Annotated in this window: 14 protein-coding genes and 2 tRNA genes; 3 read left to right on the top strand and 13 right to left on the bottom strand. The window is 68.4% G+C overall.

What is annotated here, in order from left to right:
• Positions 1-16 precede the first annotated feature (16 nt).
• The 3 genes from panC (at position 17) to BLP95_RS11015 (ending at position 2,620) form a co-directional block, all read left to right on the top strand.
• Complete coding sequence (panC, locus tag BLP95_RS11025; RefSeq protein ID WP_089679265.1) at positions 17-865, top strand: pantoate--beta-alanine ligase; 849 nt, start codon at positions 17-19, stop codon at positions 863-865.
• A gap of 28 nt (positions 866-893) precedes the next feature.
• Positions 894-1,274 (top strand): aspartate 1-decarboxylase, encoded by a 381-nt coding sequence (panD, locus tag BLP95_RS11020; RefSeq protein ID WP_023005009.1) that lies wholly within the window; start codon positions 894-896, stop codon positions 1,272-1,274.
• Between the two features lie 170 nt (positions 1,275-1,444).
• Positions 1,445-2,620 (top strand): acetyl-CoA C-acetyltransferase, encoded by a 1,176-nt coding sequence (locus BLP95_RS11015; RefSeq protein ID WP_089679262.1) that lies wholly within the window; start codon positions 1,445-1,447, stop codon positions 2,618-2,620.
• Positions 2,621-2,852: 232 nt separating this feature from the next.
• Here the strand turns inward: BLP95_RS11015 and pnp are convergent, their stop codons facing one another.
• The 13 genes from pnp to folP all read right to left on the bottom strand — a co-directional run bounded on the left by pnp (position 2,853) and on the right by folP (position 15,650).
• On the bottom strand, positions 2,853-4,988 hold the full coding sequence (gene pnp / locus BLP95_RS11010; protein WP_176760274.1) for a polyribonucleotide nucleotidyltransferase: 2,136 nt from the start codon (positions 4,986-4,988) through the stop codon (positions 2,853-2,855).
• Between the two features lie 330 nt (positions 4,989-5,318).
• A complete protein-coding gene (gene rpsO / locus BLP95_RS11005; protein ID WP_023005012.1) occupies positions 5,319-5,588 on the bottom strand; it encodes a 30S ribosomal protein S15 in 270 nt (89 codons plus the stop codon).
• 76 nt (positions 5,589-5,664) lie between these two features.
• Positions 5,665-6,582 (bottom strand): tRNA pseudouridine(55) synthase TruB, encoded by a 918-nt coding sequence (gene truB, locus BLP95_RS11000; protein ID WP_089679256.1) that lies wholly within the window; start codon positions 6,580-6,582, stop codon positions 5,665-5,667.
• Entirely contained in the window at positions 6,582-6,989 is a 408-nt protein-coding gene (gene rbfA / locus BLP95_RS10995; RefSeq protein ID WP_089679253.1) for a 30S ribosome-binding factor RbfA, read from the bottom strand. Before rbfA ends, truB begins: the two co-directional genes overlap by 1 nt.
• 16 nt (positions 6,990-7,005) lie before the next feature.
• Positions 7,006-9,528, bottom strand: coding sequence for a translation initiation factor IF-2 (infB, locus tag BLP95_RS10990; RefSeq protein WP_089679250.1), 2,523 nt, complete (start codon positions 9,526-9,528; stop codon positions 7,006-7,008).
• Positions 9,529-9,644: 116 nt separating this feature from the next.
• The gene (gene nusA / locus BLP95_RS10985; RefSeq protein WP_089679247.1) at positions 9,645-11,138 is read right to left on the bottom strand and encodes a transcription termination factor NusA; all 1,494 of its coding nucleotides are present in this window, start codon (positions 11,136-11,138) and stop codon (positions 9,645-9,647) included.
• 82 nt (positions 11,139-11,220) lie between these two features.
• Positions 11,221-11,682: a ribosome maturation factor RimP gene (rimP, locus tag BLP95_RS10980; protein WP_089679242.1), complete on the bottom strand. Its 462-nt coding sequence runs from the start codon at positions 11,680-11,682 to the stop codon at positions 11,221-11,223.
• Positions 11,683-11,929: 247 nt separating this feature from the next.
• Positions 11,930-12,006, bottom strand: a tRNA-Met gene (locus BLP95_RS10975).
• A gap of 124 nt (positions 12,007-12,130) precedes the next feature.
• Positions 12,131-12,217 (bottom strand) — tRNA-Leu (locus tag BLP95_RS10970).
• 32 nt (positions 12,218-12,249) lie between these two features.
• On the bottom strand, positions 12,250-12,612 hold the full coding sequence (gene secG, locus BLP95_RS10965; RefSeq protein WP_023005018.1) for a preprotein translocase subunit SecG: 363 nt from the start codon (positions 12,610-12,612) through the stop codon (positions 12,250-12,252).
• Positions 12,613-12,616: 4 nt separating this feature from the next.
• On the bottom strand, positions 12,617-13,366 hold the full coding sequence (gene tpiA, locus BLP95_RS10960) for a triose-phosphate isomerase (protein WP_089679239.1): 750 nt from the start codon (positions 13,364-13,366) through the stop codon (positions 12,617-12,619).
• A 74-nt stretch (positions 13,367-13,440) separates the two neighbouring features.
• Entirely contained in the window at positions 13,441-14,799 is a 1,359-nt protein-coding gene (gene glmM, locus BLP95_RS10955) for a phosphoglucosamine mutase (RefSeq protein WP_089679236.1), read from the bottom strand.
• Positions 14,799-15,650, bottom strand: coding sequence for a dihydropteroate synthase (gene folP / locus BLP95_RS10950; RefSeq protein ID WP_245678740.1), 852 nt, complete (start codon positions 15,648-15,650; stop codon positions 14,799-14,801). Before folP ends, glmM begins: the two co-directional genes overlap by 1 nt.
• Positions 15,651-15,684 lie beyond the last annotated feature (34 nt).

Raw genomic sequence — 15,684 nt, 5'->3', positions numbered from 1 at the left:
CAGCCGGAACTTCGCCATGCGTACCCTGAGAGAGATTCCCGCCCTGCGCGAGGCGCTGGGCGACGCCCGTCGGCGCGGCGATCGCATCGCCCTGGTGCCCACCATGGGCAACCTGCACGACGGCCACCTGGCGCTGGTCGCCGCCGCCCGCGAGCGGGCGGAGGTGGTGATCGCCACCATCTTCGTCAACCCGCTGCAGTTCGGTGCGGGGGAGGATCTCGACGCCTACCCGCGCACCCTGGAGGATGACCAGGCGCGGCTCGAGGCGGCCGGCTGCGACCTGCTGTTCGCCCCCGATACCGCCACCGTCTACCCCCGCGGCCTCGAGGCCCAGACCCGCATCGTGGTCCCCGAGGTCACCGAGGGCCTGTGCGGCGCCTCGCGACCGGGCCACTTCGACGGCGTCTCCACGGTGGTGGGCATGCTCTTCAACCTGGTGCAGCCCGACCTCGCCTGCTTCGGTGAGAAGGACTACCAGCAGCTGGCGGTGATCCGCCGCATGGTGGCCGACCTGCACTTCCCCATCGAGATCGTCGGCGTGCCTATCGTGCGCGCCGAGGATGGCCTGGCACTCTCCTCGCGCAACGGCTACCTGGATGGCGCCCAGCGCGCCACCGCGCCCGAGCTCCATCGCACACTGTGCGCGCTGCGCGACGCCCTGGAAGGCGGCGCCGAGATCGCCCCGAGCCTCGAGGAGGGCCTCGGGCGCCTGCACCAGGCCGGTTTCACGCCGGACTACCTGGAGCTGCGCGCCGCCGACCTGGGGCCGGTCACCGCCACCACCCGCGAGGCGGTGCTGCTGGCCGCCGCGCGCCTCGGCCCCACCCGACTGATCGACAACCTCACGCTGACCCTGCCGCGCTGACGCGGCCCACCCGGAGGACCCTGCCCCGATGTACACCATCATGCTCAAGGCCAAGCTGCACATGGCCCGCGTCACCCATGCCGTGCTCAACTACGAGGGCTCCTGTGCCATCGACGGCGAGCTGCTCGACATGGCCGGCATCCGCGAGAACGAGCAGATCCAGATCTACAACGTCGAGAACGGCCAGCGCTTCACCACCTATGCCATCCGCGCCGAGGAGGGCTCGAAGGTGATCTCGGTGAACGGCGCCGCCGCCCACCTGGCAAGCGAAGGCCAGCGGGTGATCATCTGCAGCTACGCCCACTACAGCGACGCCGAGCTCGACAGCCACCAGCCGGCGCTGGTCTACCTCCAGGAAGGTAACGTGGTCAGCCATACCAGCCACGCCATCCCCGTCCAGATGGCTTGAGCCCCGGCGCGGCGGTCCTCGGTCCGCCGCCCTCTCGGCCCGTACCACCAATGGCCGTCACCCAGGCATTGCCGCGGCGCACAAGAGTCCCCTATGCTGAGAGACCCCGGTCGTGTCCGGCAGTCGCGACAAGGCCGCAAGCCCGTCTTTCCAGCGAGGAGAGTGCTCCCATGCAAGAAGTGGTAATCGTTGCCGCCCGCCGCACCGCCGTCGGCGCCTTCGGCGGCTCCCTGGCCGGCATCCCTGCCAGCGACCTGGGCGCCCTGGTGATCAAGGATATCCTGGCCTCCACTGGCGTCGCCGGCGACCAGGTGGACGAGGTGCTGCTCGGCCAGGTGCTCACCGCCGGGGTCGGCCAGAACCCGGCTCGCCAGGCGGCCATCAAGGCCGGCCTGCCCGACGCCGTGCCGGCCATGACCATCAACAAGGTGTGCGGCTCAGGCCTCAAGGCGCTGCACCTGGCCACCCAGGCGATCCGCTGCGGCGACGCCGAGCTGATCATCGCCGGCGGCCAGGAGAACATGTCCGCCTCGCCCCACGTGCTGCCCAACTCACGCAACGGCCAGCGCATGGGCGACTGGAAGGCGGTGGACTCCATGGTGCACGACGGCCTGTGGGACGCCTTCAACAACTACCACATGGGTATCACCGCCGAGAACCTGGCGGAGAAGTACGGCATCACCCGCGAGGCGATGGACGAGTTCGCCGCCGGTTCCCAGCAGAAGGCCGCCGCCGCCATCAAGGAAGGCAGGTTCAAGGGCCAGATCGTCCCGGTGGAGATCCCCCAGCGCAAGGGCGACCCGGTGGTGTTCGACACCGACGAGAACCCCCGCGAGGTGACCGCCGAGAAGCTCTCCGGCATGCGCCCGGCCTTCAAGAAGGACGGCAGCGTCACCGCCGGCAACGCCTCCTCCATCAACGACGGTGCCGCCGTGGTGATGCTGTGCACCGCCGAGAAGGCCAAGGCCCTGGGCCTGGAGCCGCTGGCGCGCATCGCCGCCTACTCCAATGCCGGCGTCGACCCGAGCATCATGGGCATCGGCCCCGCCCCGGCCACCCGCCGCTGCCTGGAGAAGGCCGGCTGGAGCCTGGACGACCTCGACCTGATCGAGGCCAACGAGGCCTTCGCCGCCCAGGCGCTCTCCGTCAACAAGGAGCTCGGCTGGGATGTCAGCAAGGTCAACGTCAACGGCGGCGCCATCGCCATCGGCCACCCAATCGGCGCCTCCGGCTGCCGCATCCTAGTGACCCTGGTGCATGAGATGATCGCCCGCGATGCCAAGAAGGGCCTGGCCACGCTGTGTATCGGCGGTGGGCAGGGGGTAGCGCTCGCCATCGAGCGCTGAGGAAACACTGATTCATTGCTGCGCTCGATATCCTGACCGCCGGCGGTGCTCGGAATCCTCATGTAGCGAGCTACACTCCGGTTCCTGCGCTCCGGCGACGATCAGCCTCTCATCGCTCGCGACATGAATCAGCGCCTCCTCTAAGCCAGAAATAAAGAACCGCCCCCGCAGCCAGGCTGCGGGGGCGGTTTTCCTTGCGCCTTGGCGCTTGCGGCTCGCCGAAGGCGGTCGGTTACAGCTCCGGCTCGGCGGCCTCCTCGGCCTCGAATGCCGCCTTCTCTTCCGGGGTGATCTCCTTGATGGTGAGCTTCACCCGGTTGCGGTTGTCGATGTCGAGCACCTTGACGATGGGCTCGTCGCCCTCGTTGAGGAAGTCGCGCACGTCGTTGACCCGCTCCGGGACGATCTGGGAGATGTGCACCAGGCCGTCGGTGCCGGGCATGATGTTGACGAAGGCGCCGAAGTCGGCGATGCGTACCACCTTGCCGCGGTAGAGCTTGCCGATCTCGGGCTCGGCGGTGATCGCCAGCACGGTGTCGATGGCCGCCTTGGCCGCCTTCTTGTCCTCGGCGTAGATGCGCACGGTGCCGTCGTCATCCAGGTCGATGGAGGCGCCGGTGTCCTCGCAGATCTTGCGGATGGTGGCGCCGCCCTTGCCGATGACGTCGCGGATCTTGTCCGGGTCGATCTTGATGGTGGCCATGGAGGGCGCGTTCTCGGAGACCTCGGCGCGGCTCTGGGCGATCACCGCATTCATCTGCTCGAGGATGTTCAGGCGCGCCTCGAGGGCCTGCTGCAGCGCCTGCTCCATGATCTCCTCGTTGATGCCCTCGATCTTGATGTCCATCTGCAGGGCGGTGACGCCCTCGGCACTGCCGGCCACCTTGAAGTCCATGTCGCCGAGGTGGTCCTCGTCGCCGAGGATGTCGGTGAGCACGGCGAAGCCGTCATCATCCTTGACCAGGCCCATGGCGATGCCCGCCACCGGGGCCTTCATCGGCACGCCGGCGTCCATCAGCGCCAGTGACGAGCCGCACACCGAGGCCATGGAGCTGGAGCCGTTGGACTCGGTGATCTCGGAGACCACACGGATGGTATAGGGGAACTCCGCCTCGTCCGGCAGCATCGCCTGCACGCCGCGGCGCGCCAGGCGGCCATGGCCGATCTCGCGACGCTTGGGGCCGCCCATGAAGCCGGCCTCGCCCACGCTGTAGGGGGGGAAGTTGTAGTGCAGCAGGAAGCGGTCCTTGCGCTCCCCCTCCAGCGATTCGATCAGCTGGGAGTCACGCAGGGTGCCCAGGGTCGCCACCACGATGGCCTGGGTCTCGCCGCGGGTGAAGATCGCCGAGCCGTGGGTCTTGGGCAGGGTACCCACCTCGATGGAGAGCGGACGCACGGTCTTGTGGTCGCGGCCGTCGATGCGCGGCTCGCCCTTGACCACCCGGGAGCGCACCACGCGCTTCTCGAGGCCGGCGAAGGCGCCCTTGACCTCGTCGGCGTCGAACTTGCCCTCTTCCTCACCGGCAAGCTGCTCGACCGCCTGGTCCTTGAGGGCGGAGAGGGCATCCTGGCGGGCCATCTTGTCGGTGATGCGGTAGGCCTCGCCGACCTTCGCCTCGAAGCCCTCGGCCATGGCGGCCTTGAGGGCGACGTTCTCGGCAGCGGGCTGCCAGTCCCACCTCGGCTTGCCCGCCTCGGCGGCCAGCTCGTTGATGGCCTGGATCGCCACCTGCATCTCCTGGTGGCCGTAGAGCACGGCGCCGAGCATCTCGTCCTCGAGCAGCTCCTTGGCCTCGGACTCCACCATCAGCACCGCCTTCTCGGTGCCGGCCACCACCATGTTGAGCTCGGAGCCGACCAGCTCCTCCACGGTGGGGTTGAGGAAGTAGCCCTTCTCCTCGTCGAAGCCGACGCGGGCGGCACCGATGGGGCCGTTGAAGGGCACGCCGGAGATCGCCAGGGCGGCGGAGGTGCCGAGCATGGCGGCGATGTCCGGATCATGGTTGCGATCGGTGGAGAGCACCGAGCAGATGACCTGGACCTCGTTCATGAACCCCTTGGGGAACAGCGGGCGGATCGGGCGATCGATCAGCCGCGAGGTGAGGGTCTCCTTCTCGGTGGGGCGCCCCTCGCGCTTGAAGAAGCCGCCGGGAATCTTGCCGACCGCGTAGGTCTTCTCCTGGTAGTGGACGGAGAGCGGGAAGAACGGCTGGTTGGGGTTGGCCTCTTTCCTCGCCACCACGGTGCACAGCACCACGGTGTCGTCCATGGTGACCATCACGGCCCCGGTGGCCTGGCGGGCGATGCGCCCGGTTTCCAGGGTGACGGTGCTGCGACCGTACTGAAATGTCTTCTTGACCGGATTCACGGCGACTTCCTTCGATATCTACTTTTCTGTGTTTGGGTCGTTTCGACTCGGCGACCATTTTAGGGGTTGACGCGCCCCGCGGCCACCGGATGGCGACATTTCCGCCCACCAGACGCAAAACGGGCAGCCCCCTGAGGGAGCTACCCGTTTCGAAAAAGCTGAAGAAAAGGAGGATTTCGCGTTACGAGCGCTGAGAGGCTGGTCGCCGTCGGCGCGCAGGAGCCGGAGTGTAGCTCGCTACATTGAGGATACGACCGGGCCGGCGCACCGGCACCGCCGGCGGCCAGCCCTTTACCAAAACACCGAGCGCAGTAGCGAAATGCCCTTTTCTTAGCGACGCAGGCCCAGGCGCTGGATAAGAGCCTGATAGCGCTCGAAGTCCTTGCGCTTCAGGTAGTCCAGCAGCTTGCGGCGCTGGTTGACCATACGGATCAGGCCACGACGGGAGTGGTGATCCTGCTTGTTGGTCTTGAAGTGATCCTGCAGGCCATCGATGTTGGCGCTCAGCAGGGCCACCTGAACCTCGGGGGAACCGGTGTCGTTGTCGCCACGGCCGAATTCGCTGACGATTGCGGCCTTCTGTTCGGCTGTCAGTGCCATCTGTCTCTCCAGTAAGCAATATGCCTGAATGATGAATGGGTGAGACCACGCATATTTGCAGTCTCGGCGTTGCTCCCTAGTCGGCCGCGGTGCTCAGCAGCCGTTTCGGCGCCACCTCCTGTGGCGCCGTCACCACGCCGAGGCCCAGGAAGGCCCCGTCGCGGTAGAGTCTTGGCGTCTCGCCCAGCGCCAGGTCGGCGGTGTCGACGCCGGCCCGCTGGCCGTGGGTCAGCCGCTCTGCCGCCGCGCCGTCGACCTCGAGGCGCGGCAGGTGCGCCACCAGCACGTCCACCGGCAGCAGCACGGCCTCCCGGGCGGCCTGGTCGGGCAGGGCCTCCAGCGCCGCGAGGGTCAGCATGCCCTCGGCGGTGAAGGGGCCGGTGGCCAGGCGGCGCAGCATGCTGATATGCCCGCCGCTGCCCAGCGCCCTTGCGATGTCCTCGGCCAGGGTGCGCACATAGGTGCCCTTGCTGACCGTCACCTCGAGCTCGAAGGCGTCGCCCGCGAAGGCGAGAAGCCGGGCATCATACACCGTCACGCGCCGGGCTGCACGCTCGATCGAGCGGCCCTCCCGGGCCAGCTCGTAGAGCTTGCGGCCCTGGTGCTTGAGCGCCGAGTACATCGGCGGCACCTGGTCGATCTCGCCGCGAAAGCGCTCGAGCACGCCCTCGACGTCGGCCTCGGTCAGCGCCGGCACCGGGAGGCGCTCGACCACCTCGCCCTCGGCATCGCCGGTGTCGGTCACCGCCCCCAGCTCGACCCGGGTGCGGTAGGTCTTGTCCGAGGCCAGCAGGTGGGCCGAGAACTTGGTGGCCTCGCCGAAGCACACCGGCAAGAGCCCGGTGGCCATGGGGTCCAGGGTCCCGGTGTGGCCCGCCTTCTGCGCCTGGAACAGGCGCCGGGCGCGCTGCAGGGCGTGGTTGCTGGAGAGGCCCTGGGGCTTGTCCAGCAGCAGCACCCCGTCGACCGGCAGGCCGCGACGCCGACGCGCCATCAGTCTCGCTCGCCCTCGTCGTCGCTCCCCGCATCGTCGGCGTGGCGGGCGCGATCGCTCTGCACCGCCTCGTCGATCAGCGAGGAGAGGCGCTGGCCGCGCACCACGCTCTCGTCGTAGTGGAAGCGCAGCTCCGGCACGTGGCGCAGCTTGATGCGCCGGGCGATCTGCCCGCGCAGGAAGCCCGCCGCCTGCTTGAGAACCTTGAGGTTCTCCCGGATACGCTCGGGGCTGTCCTCGCCGAGCAGGGTCACATGGACATCGGCGTAGCCGAGGTCACGGCTAACCTCGACGCCGCTCACCGTGACCATGCCCAGGCGCGGGTCCTTGACCTCGCGCTGGATGAGCACCGCCAGCTCCTTCTGGAGCTGGTCGGCTACCCGGTCGGTCCGCTTGAACTCGCGCATGCTAGGCTCCTGGCGCTCAGAGCGTCCGCTCGACCTTGACCTGGTCGAAGACCTCGATCTTGTCGCCGACCTGGACGTCGTTGTAGTTCTTCACGCCGATGCCGCACTCCATGCCGTTGCGCACTTCCTGGACGTCGTCCTTGAAGCGGCGCAGCGACTCGAGCTCGCCCTCGTAGATGACCACGTTGTCGCGCAGCACGCGGATCTTCTTGTTGCGGAAGACGGTGCCCTCGACCACCATGCAGCCGGCCACGGCGCCGATCTTGGGCGCGCGGAAGACGTCGCGGACCTCGGCCACGCCGACGATCTCCTCCTTCCACTCCGGCGCCAGCATGCCGCTCATCGCCTGCTTGATCTCGTCGATCAGCTGGTAGATGACGCTGTAGTAGCGCAGGTCGAGGCCTTCGCGCTCGATGATCTCGCGGGCGGCGGCGTCGGCACGCACGTTGAAGCCGATGACGATGGCCTCGGAGGCCAGCGCCAGGTTGGCGTCGGTGCCGGTGATGCCGCCCACGCCCGAGGAGACCACGGAGACCTGCACCTCGTCGGTGGAGAGCTCCTCCAGCGCGCCCTTGATCGCCTCCAGGGAGCCCTGGACGTCGGCCTTGAGCACGATGTTGAGCTTGGCGGCCTCCTCTTGGCCCATCTGGCTGAACATGTTCTCCAGCTTGGCCTTCTGCTGGCGGGCAAGGCGCACCTCGCGGTACTTGCCCTGACGGAAGTTGGCGACCTCGCGGGCCTTCTTCTCGTCGGCCACCACCATGAAGTCGTCACCCGCCTCGGGGGTGCCGTCGAGGCCCTGGATCTCCACCGGCATCGCCGGGCCGGCCTCGTCGACCTGCTTGCCGAGCTCGTTGGTCAACGCGCGCACGCGGCCGTAGTGCAGGCCGGCCAGCACGATGTCGCCCTTCTTCAGGGTGCCGTTCTGGACCAGCACGGTGGCCACCGGGCCGCGGCCCTTGTCCAGGCGTGACTCGACCACCACGCCCTTGCCGGGCGCCTCGGGGACGGCCTTGAGCTCGAGCACCTCGGAGACCAGCAGCACCGCCTCGAGCAACGCGTCGATGCCCTCGCCGGTCTTGGCGGAGACGTGGACGAACTGGGTGTCGCCGCCCCACTCCTCGGAGATGACGCCGTGCTGGGAGAGCTCGTTCTTGACCCGGTCGGGATCCGCCGACGGCTTGTCGATCTTGTTGACCGCCACCACCATCGGCACGCCGGCGGCCTTGGAGTGCTCCACGGCCTCGATGGTCTGGGGCATCACGCCGTCGTCGGCGGCCACCACCAGGATGACCACGTCGGTGGCCTTGGCACCGCGGGCACGCATGGCGGTGAAGGCCGCGTGACCGGGGGTATCCAGGAAGGTGACACCGTGGTCGCCGTTCACCTTGTCGGCGGCGACGTGGTAGGCACCGATGTGCTGGGTGATGCCGCCGGCCTCGCCGGTGGCCACCTTGGCCTGGCGGATGTAGTCGAGCAGCGAGGTCTTGCCGTGGTCGACGTGGCCCATCACGGTGACCACCGGGTCACGCATGAGCTCCTCGCCCTCGTAGGAGATGCTCTCGAGGACTTCCTCCTCCAGCGCATCGTCCTTGACCAGCTTGGGCTTGTGGCCCATCTCCTCGACCACGATGGCCGCGGTGTCCTGGTCGATGGTCTGGTTGATGGTCACCGCCGCGCCCATGGTGAACATGGTCTTGATGACCTCGTTGGCCTTGATCGACATCTTGTCGGCCAGGTCGGCGACGCTGATCGATTCCGGGATCGAGACCTCGCGGACGATCGGCTGGGTCGGCTTCTGGAAGCCGTGCTTGCCGCCGCCCTGGCTGCCGCCACCGCGGCGACCGCCACGACGTTCGGCGCGCTTGACCTTCTTGCCGCCGCGACGACGCTCCTCGCGATCGCCGCGATCGTCGTCATCACGCTCGTGACGCCCCTTCTTGGCCGAGGACTTCTTGGGCGGCGCGGTGCGGCGATCGGTGCGACCCTCCTTGGGCGGCGCCGGCGGCTGGTCGGACGGGGCCGACTCCTCGAGCTCCGGCACCGGGATGTCCGGCACCTCGGCGGCCTTGGCCGCCTCGAGCTTGGCGGCGGCCTCCTGGGCGGCCTCCTCGGCGGCGCGCGCCTTGGCTTCCTCGGCCTGGCGCGCCTCGCGCTTGGCCTCCGCCTCGGCCATGTCGCCCACCAGCTGGCGAGGCCCCTGGTCCTGGGCCTGCGGCTCCTCGGCGGGCTTCTCCTCCTCACGCTTGACGTAGGTGCGCTTCTTGCGCACCTGCACCTCGATGGTCTTGCCGCGCTCGCCGGTCTTGATGCGGCTGCGCGTCTTGCGCGTCAGGGTGATGCGATTCTTCGGCGCGGCCTTCTCGGCGCTGCCGCCATGGCTCTTGGTCAGGTAGTCGAGCAGCTGGCGCTTGTCCTCCTCGGACACCGCGTCGCCCTCGGACTTGTGCCCGAGCCCGGCTTCCTTCATCTGTTCCAGCAGGCGGGGCACGTCGCGGCCCACCTTCGCTGCAAAATCCTTAACGGTCATGTCTGACATGTAGACCCTCCTGAGCCCGTGACCCCAATTCTGTTCGCTTCGAATACTGCCGGTCCGAACGCCTGGCATCGGACCCCTGTCTGTGCGCGATGCGCCTGGCGCATGTCGCCTTCGAGCTATTCGTCGTCTTCGAACCAGGGCGCACGAGCAGTCATGATCAGTGCCGCGGCGCGCTCCTCGTCCATGCCCTCGATGTCCAGCAGGTCATCGACGGACTGTTCGGCCAGGTCCTCCATGGTGACGATCCCGCGGCTGGCCAGGATGAAGGCCAGGTGGCGCTCCATGCCCTCCATCTCCAGCAGGTCGTCGGCCGGCTGGGCGCCGTCCAGCTCCTCCTCGGAGGCGATGGCGAGGTTGAGCAGCTCGTCCTTAGCGCGGGCGCGCAGCTCCTCGATGGTCTCCTCGTCGAACTCCTCGATCTCGAGCATCTCCTCGACCGGGACGTAGGCGATCTCCTCCAGGGTGGTGAAGCCCTCCTCCACCAGCAGCCGGGCGACATCGTCGTCGACGTCCAGGTGCTGCACGAAGTGCTCCACCAGGCTGTCGATCTCCTGGTCGCGCTTGGCCTCGGCCTCGGCCTCGGTCATCACGTTGATGCGCCAGCCGGTGAGCTCGGAGGCCAGGCGCACGTTCTGGCCACTGCGGCCGATGGCCTGGGCCAGGTTGTCCTCGGCGACGGCCACGTCCATGGCGTGGGCATCCTCGTCGACCAGGATGGAGGCGACATCCGCCGGCGCCATGGCGTTGATCACCAGCTGGGCGGGGTTGTCGTCCCACAGCACGATGTCGACGCGCTCGTTCTGGAGCTCCGAGGAGACCGCCTGGACCCGCGAGCCGCGCATCCCCACGCAGGCGCCCACCGGGTCGATGCGGCGGTCGTTGGTCTTGACCGCGATCTTGGCGCGCGAGCCTGGATCGCGGGCGGCCCCCTTGATCTCGATGAGCTGCTCGGCGATCTCCGGCACCTCGATGCTGAACAGCTCGATGATCAGCTCCGGGCAGGTGCGCGAGAGGATAAGCTGGGCGCCGCGGGCCTCCGGGTCGACCTTGATCAGCAGGGCGCGCACCCGCTCGTTCATGCGGTAGCGCTCGCCGGGGATCATCTCGCTGCGCGGCAGGAAGGCCTCCGCGTTGTCGCCCAGGTCGATGATCAGGCCGTCACGGGTGGTCTTCTTGACGATGCCGGCGACCAGCTCGCCCTCGCGGTCGGCATAGAGGCGCACCACCTCGGCACGCTCCGCCTCGCGCACCTTCTGCACGATCACCTGCTTGGCGGTCTGGGCGGCGATGCGGCCGAAGTCGGCGTTCTCGATGCGCTCCTCGACCACGTCGCCCAGCTCCAGGGGCGGGTCGCGACGCTCGGCGAAGCTGAGCTTGATCTGGTGGTCGGGGCCGTCGAAGTCGTCGTCCTCGACCACCTCCCAGCGGCGGAAGGTCTCGTAATCCCCGGTGCTGCGATCGATGCGCACCCGCACGCTGGCTTCCTCGTCCTCGAAGCGCTTGCGTGACGCGCTGGCCAGGGCCGCTTCGACGGCCTCGAAGATCACCTCGCGGGGAACCCCCTTCTCGTTGGAGATCGCGTCGACGACCGCCAGAATCTCTTTACTCATGCCTTTGCCTCGCCAGAAAACCTGTCCTCGTGCCGATGCTCGAAACGCTACCCCAGCGGGGCTCGCTCCCTGAGCCGCGGTGCTAATCCTCGAAATGCGGTACCACCCGGGCCTGATCGATGCTGTCGACGGGGAAGCAGTACTCCTCGCCGTCGAGCTGCAGCAGCACCTCGTCGCCCTCCACGCCGGCCAGCAGGCCCTGGAACTTGCGCCGCCCCTCGAAGGGCACGCGCAGCTTCAGCGCCACCTCGTGGCCACGGTAGCGGGAGAAGTGATTGAGGGTGTAGAGCGGACGATCCATCCCCGGCGAGGAGACCTCCAGGCGATACTCGCCATGGATCGGGTCCTCCACGTCGAGCAGGGCGCTCACCTGGCGGCTGATGTCCGCGCAGTCGTCGACATTGACGCCATCGGGGTGGTCGATATAGATCACCAGACGCGAGTGCTTGCCCTGGGAGAGATGGTCGATGCCCCACAGCTCGAAGCCCATGGCGGTCACCACGGGTTCGACAAGAGCATGTAGTGCAGCATCCTTGGTCGCCACGGAATAGACTCCTACAGCCGTTGCATCAGGCACCTGGCCGGGAGTGAACAGGGAAGTCAGGTGGCTGATTGGCATTGCCCGGAACAGTGCCCCGGCGCCTGGCGCCCTGGGCAAGCTGCTAACAAAAAGCCCCTTCACAGGAAGGGGCTTTCACATGAAACCTGTAGACCACTCCGGCCGAACTGGCTGCCCCTTCGTTCTTCGATGCCGGCTCGTTAACCGGAATCGAAAGGCACCTGCCGGAAGATGGTAGCGGGGGCCGGATTCGAACCGACGACCTTCGGGTTATGAGCCCGACGAGCTACCAGACTGCTCCACCCCGCATCAATCTAGGTCGGTGATTCTATGCGCACTCGACGCTGTCGTCAAGCGGCAACCACCGCGTTGCCAATCCTGCTTCTGAAGGATCGTCGACGGCCGATGGTCCCGGGCGCCGCGAAGAATCAGATGGTGCCGAAGGCGGGACTTGAACCCGCACGGCCGTAAGGCCACTACCCCCTCAAGATAGCGTGTCTACCAATTCCACCACTTCGGCATCAGGGGAGGCTGGACGCTGCGCAACGACGCTTACTGCTCGTCGCTGCCCTCCAGCACTGGCGCAGCATTATCCATGCTCGAGCCCTCGTCGTCAAGGGTCGGCACGTTATTCTGCTGTTCGATCAGGCGCGCGTCGGGAATGCCCGCCTCGGGCGCCTCGCCGGCCTGGCTGGCGAACCAGGCCAGGGCCAGGGAGGTGGCGAAGAAGGCAGCCGCCAGCAGGCCGGTGGCCTTGGAGAGGAAGCCGCCGCTGCCGCGGGAACCGAACACGGTCTGGGAGGCACCGCCGCCGAAGGCGGCGCCGGCCTCGGCGCCCTTGCCCTGCTGCAGCAGGATCAGGACGACCAGGGCGATGGCGATCGCCACGTGGATCATGAGAATGGCAACTTGCATGGAATCAACCTGCTGACTGACAGATGGCTAGGAAATCGTCGACCTTGAGCGAGGCACCGCCCACCAGGCCGCCGTCGATATCGGGTTGGGCAAGCAGCTCCGCCGCATTGCCCGCGTTCATGCTGCCGCCGTAGAGCAGCCTCAGGCCTGCCGCCAGGTCGCGGTCGAAACCGCCCTGGTACGCGCGGATGGCGGCCATCACCTCCTGGGCCTGCTCCGGCGTGGCGGTGCGCCCGGTGCCGATGGCCCACACCGGCTCGTAGGCGATGATGACCCGGGCGCGCTGGGCCGGCTCGAGGCGAGCCATGACATGCCCCACCTGACGCAGCACCACCTCGCGGGTGTGGCCGGCGTCGCGCTCCTCGAGGGTCTCGCCCACGCAGAGCACCGGCGTCATGTCGACGCTCAGCGCCGCGAGCAGGCGATCATAGACCTGCTCGTCACTCTCGCGATAGAGCTGGCGCCGCTCCGAGTGGCCCACCAGCGCATACTGGACGCCGAACTCGCGCAGCATCCCCCCGCTGACCTCGCCGGTATGGGCCCCCGAGTGGAGCGGATTGAGGGTCTGGGCCCCCAGGCGGATCCGGGTCTCGGCGAACTCGCGCCGCGCCGCCTCCAGGTAAGGGAAGGGCGGGAAGATCGCCACCTCGAGGTCACCGGGCAGCTCGGCCTCGGCGAAGGCACGGCCGAAGGACGCCACCAGCTCGGCAGAACCGTTCATCTTCCAGTTGCCGGCGATCAGCGGGGTACGCATGGGGAGTCCTCTTTCAAGGTGGAGCGAAATGGTATAGGAGAGGCCCTGTCAAGACAACCGGGCGACTCGCGACCTCACCCCTCGAGCAGCGCCTCGACGCGCTCGGCAAGGCGCCGCGCCAGGCCGTCCACGTCGAGGTGCGGGCGTCCTTCCACCATCACCCGGATCAGCGGCTCGGTTCCGGAGGGACGCAGCAGCACCCGCCCCTCCTCGCCGAGCTCGGCCTCGACCTCGCTCACCGTCTCCTGGAGCGCCGGCATCGCCATCACCGCCCGGGCGTCGCTGCCCGGGGTGAGGCGCACGTTGACCAGCGCCTGGGGCGCCTTCTCCAGCCCCGCCAGCAGGCGGCTCAGCGGCTTTTCCTCGCGTACCATGATCGCCAGCACCTGCAGCGCCGAGACGATGCCGTCGCCGGTGGTCTGGACATGGCCGCAGACGATATGGCCGGAGGACTCGCCACCCAGCTGCCAGCCGTTGGCGGCCAGGCGCTCCATCACGTAGCGGTCGCCCACCCTGGCGCGCTCGAAGGGCACGTCCATCGCCTCGAGTGCCGCGGCGAGGCCGAAGTTGGACATCAGGGTGCCCACCACGCCGCCACCCAGCTCGCCGCGGACCTGGCGGTCCCGGGCGATCAGGTAGAGGATGTCGTCGCCGTCGATCTCGCGGCCATCGCTGTCCACCAGCAGCACCCGGTCGCCGTCGCCGTCGAAGGCCACGCCGAGGTCGGCGCCCTGCTGGATCACCGCGGCACGCAGCGCCGCCGGATGGGTCGAGCCCACCTCGTGGTTGATGTTGAGGCCGTCGGGGCTGGCCCCGATCAGGCTGACCTCGGCGCCCAGCTCGCGGAACACGCTGGGGGCGATGTGGTAGGTGGCGCCATGGGCGCAGTCGAGCACCACCTTGAGGCCGCCGAGGCTGACCCGGTCGGGGATGGTGGACTTGCAGAACTCGATGTAGCGGCCGGGGGCGTCGTCGATGCGTGCCGCCTTGCCCAAACGGTCGGGGGCCACGGTGGCCAGCGGCTCGTCCAGCATCGCCTCGATCTCGGCCTCCACGTCATCGCCGAGCTTGGCGCCGGCGCTGGAGAAGAACTTGATGCCGTTGTCGGCGAAGGGGTTGTGCGAGGCGGAGATGACGATGCCGGCGTCGGCGCGGAAGGTGCGCGTCAGGTAGGCGATGCCCGGGGTCGGCATGGGGCCGAGCAGGGCCACGTCGACGCCGGCCGCGGAGAGCCCCGCCTCCAGGGCCGACTCGAACATGTAGCCGGAGATGCGGGTGTCCTTGCCGATCAGCACCCGGTGGCGGCGCTTCGGGTTACGCGCCGCCAGCACGCGGCCGGTGGCCCAGCCCAACTTGAGCATGAAGTCGGCGGTGATGGGCGGCTCGCCCACGGTGCCGCGGATCCCATCGGTTCCGAAATAGCGTCGTGTCATCAGCAACCTTCCTTGAGTACGGCCCAGGTCATGTTCACCGCATCCACGGTGGGAGCCACGTCATGGACGCGCAGGATGCGGGCGCCGCGCTCCACGGCCAGGGTCGACAACGCCAGGCCGCCGGGCAGGCGCTCCTCCACCGGGCGCTCCAGCACCTTGCCGATCATGCTCTTGCGCGACATGCCCACCAGCAGCGGCAGCTCGAGCTCGGTGAGGCGCTCCATGCGATGGAGCAGGCGCAGGTTGTGCTCCACGGTCTTGCCGAAGCCGAAGCCCGGGTCGAGCAGCAGACGCTCGCGACGCAGGCCGGCGGCCTCGCACTCGGCGACCCGGGCGGCGAGGTAGCCGGCCACCGCCTCCTCGATGGGCTCATCATAGCGGGGCGCGTGCTGCATGTCGCGAGGCTCCCCCTGGCGATGCATCAGGCACACGGGAAGCCCGCTGCCGATCGCCGCGTCCAGGGCGCCGTCGCGCTCCAGGGAGCGCACGTCGTTGAGCATCCCCGCCCCCAGGGCGGCCGACTCGCGCATCACCTCGGGGCAGCTGGTATCCACCGAGACCAGGGCATCGAACTCGCGCACCAGCGCCTCCACCACCGGCGCGACCCGCTCGAGCTCCTCGTCCGCGGAGACCGGGTCGGCGCCGGGGCGGGTCGACTCGCCGCCGACGTCGATGATCGCCGCGCCCTCGGCCAGCATGCGCTCGGCATGGCGCAGGGCGTCGTCAAGCGCCGCATGGCGGCCGCCGTCGGAGAAGGAGTCGGGGGTGACGTTGAGGATCCCCATGACGCGGGGGAAGGAGAGGTCGAGCCGGTGTCGGCCGCACATCAGGGTAGAGGGATGGGAAGTCATCGTCGCTCGTGTGGTTGACAGGAATAAGGGGCCA

The sequence above is a fragment of the Halomonas shengliensis genome, from assembly GCF_900104135.1.
GTDB classification, from domain to species: domain Bacteria; phylum Pseudomonadota; class Gammaproteobacteria; order Pseudomonadales; family Halomonadaceae; genus Halomonas; species Halomonas shengliensis.
This window is presented reverse-complemented; position numbering and strand designations above follow the sequence as displayed.

What these genes read in the sequence shown, in the direction of transcription:
- folP (WP_245678740.1), bottom strand. Translation starts at nt 15,650, where the DNA reads ATGACTTCCCATCCCTCTACCCTGATGTGCGGCCGACACCGGCTCGAC.
- secG (WP_023005018.1), bottom strand. Translation starts at nt 12,612, where the DNA reads ATGCAAGTTGCCATTCTCATGATCCACGTGGCGATCGCCATCGCCCTG.
- rbfA (WP_089679253.1), bottom strand. Translation starts at nt 6,989, where the DNA reads ATGCGCGAGTTCAAGCGGACCGACCGGGTAGCCGACCAGCTCCAGAAG.
- glmM (WP_089679236.1), bottom strand. Translation starts at nt 14,799, where the DNA reads ATGACACGACGCTATTTCGGAACCGATGGGATCCGCGGCACCGTGGGC.
- rpsO (WP_023005012.1), bottom strand. Translation starts at nt 5,588, where the DNA reads ATGGCACTGACAGCCGAACAGAAGGCCGCAATCGTCAGCGAATTCGGC.
- panD (WP_023005009.1), top strand. Translation starts at nt 894, where the DNA reads ATGTACACCATCATGCTCAAGGCCAAGCTGCACATGGCCCGCGTCACC.
- panC (WP_089679265.1), top strand. Translation starts at nt 17, where the DNA reads ATGCGTACCCTGAGAGAGATTCCCGCCCTGCGCGAGGCGCTGGGCGAC.
- nusA (WP_089679247.1), bottom strand. Translation starts at nt 11,138, where the DNA reads ATGAGTAAAGAGATTCTGGCGGTCGTCGACGCGATCTCCAACGAGAAG.
- infB (WP_089679250.1), bottom strand. Translation starts at nt 9,528, where the DNA reads ATGTCAGACATGACCGTTAAGGATTTTGCAGCGAAGGTGGGCCGCGAC.
- tpiA (WP_089679239.1), bottom strand. Translation starts at nt 13,366, where the DNA reads ATGCGTACCCCGCTGATCGCCGGCAACTGGAAGATGAACGGTTCTGCC.
- BLP95_RS11015 (WP_089679262.1), top strand. Translation starts at nt 1,445, where the DNA reads ATGCAAGAAGTGGTAATCGTTGCCGCCCGCCGCACCGCCGTCGGCGCC.
- truB (WP_089679256.1), bottom strand. Translation starts at nt 6,582, where the DNA reads ATGGCGCGTCGGCGTCGCGGCCTGCCGGTCGACGGGGTGCTGCTGCTG.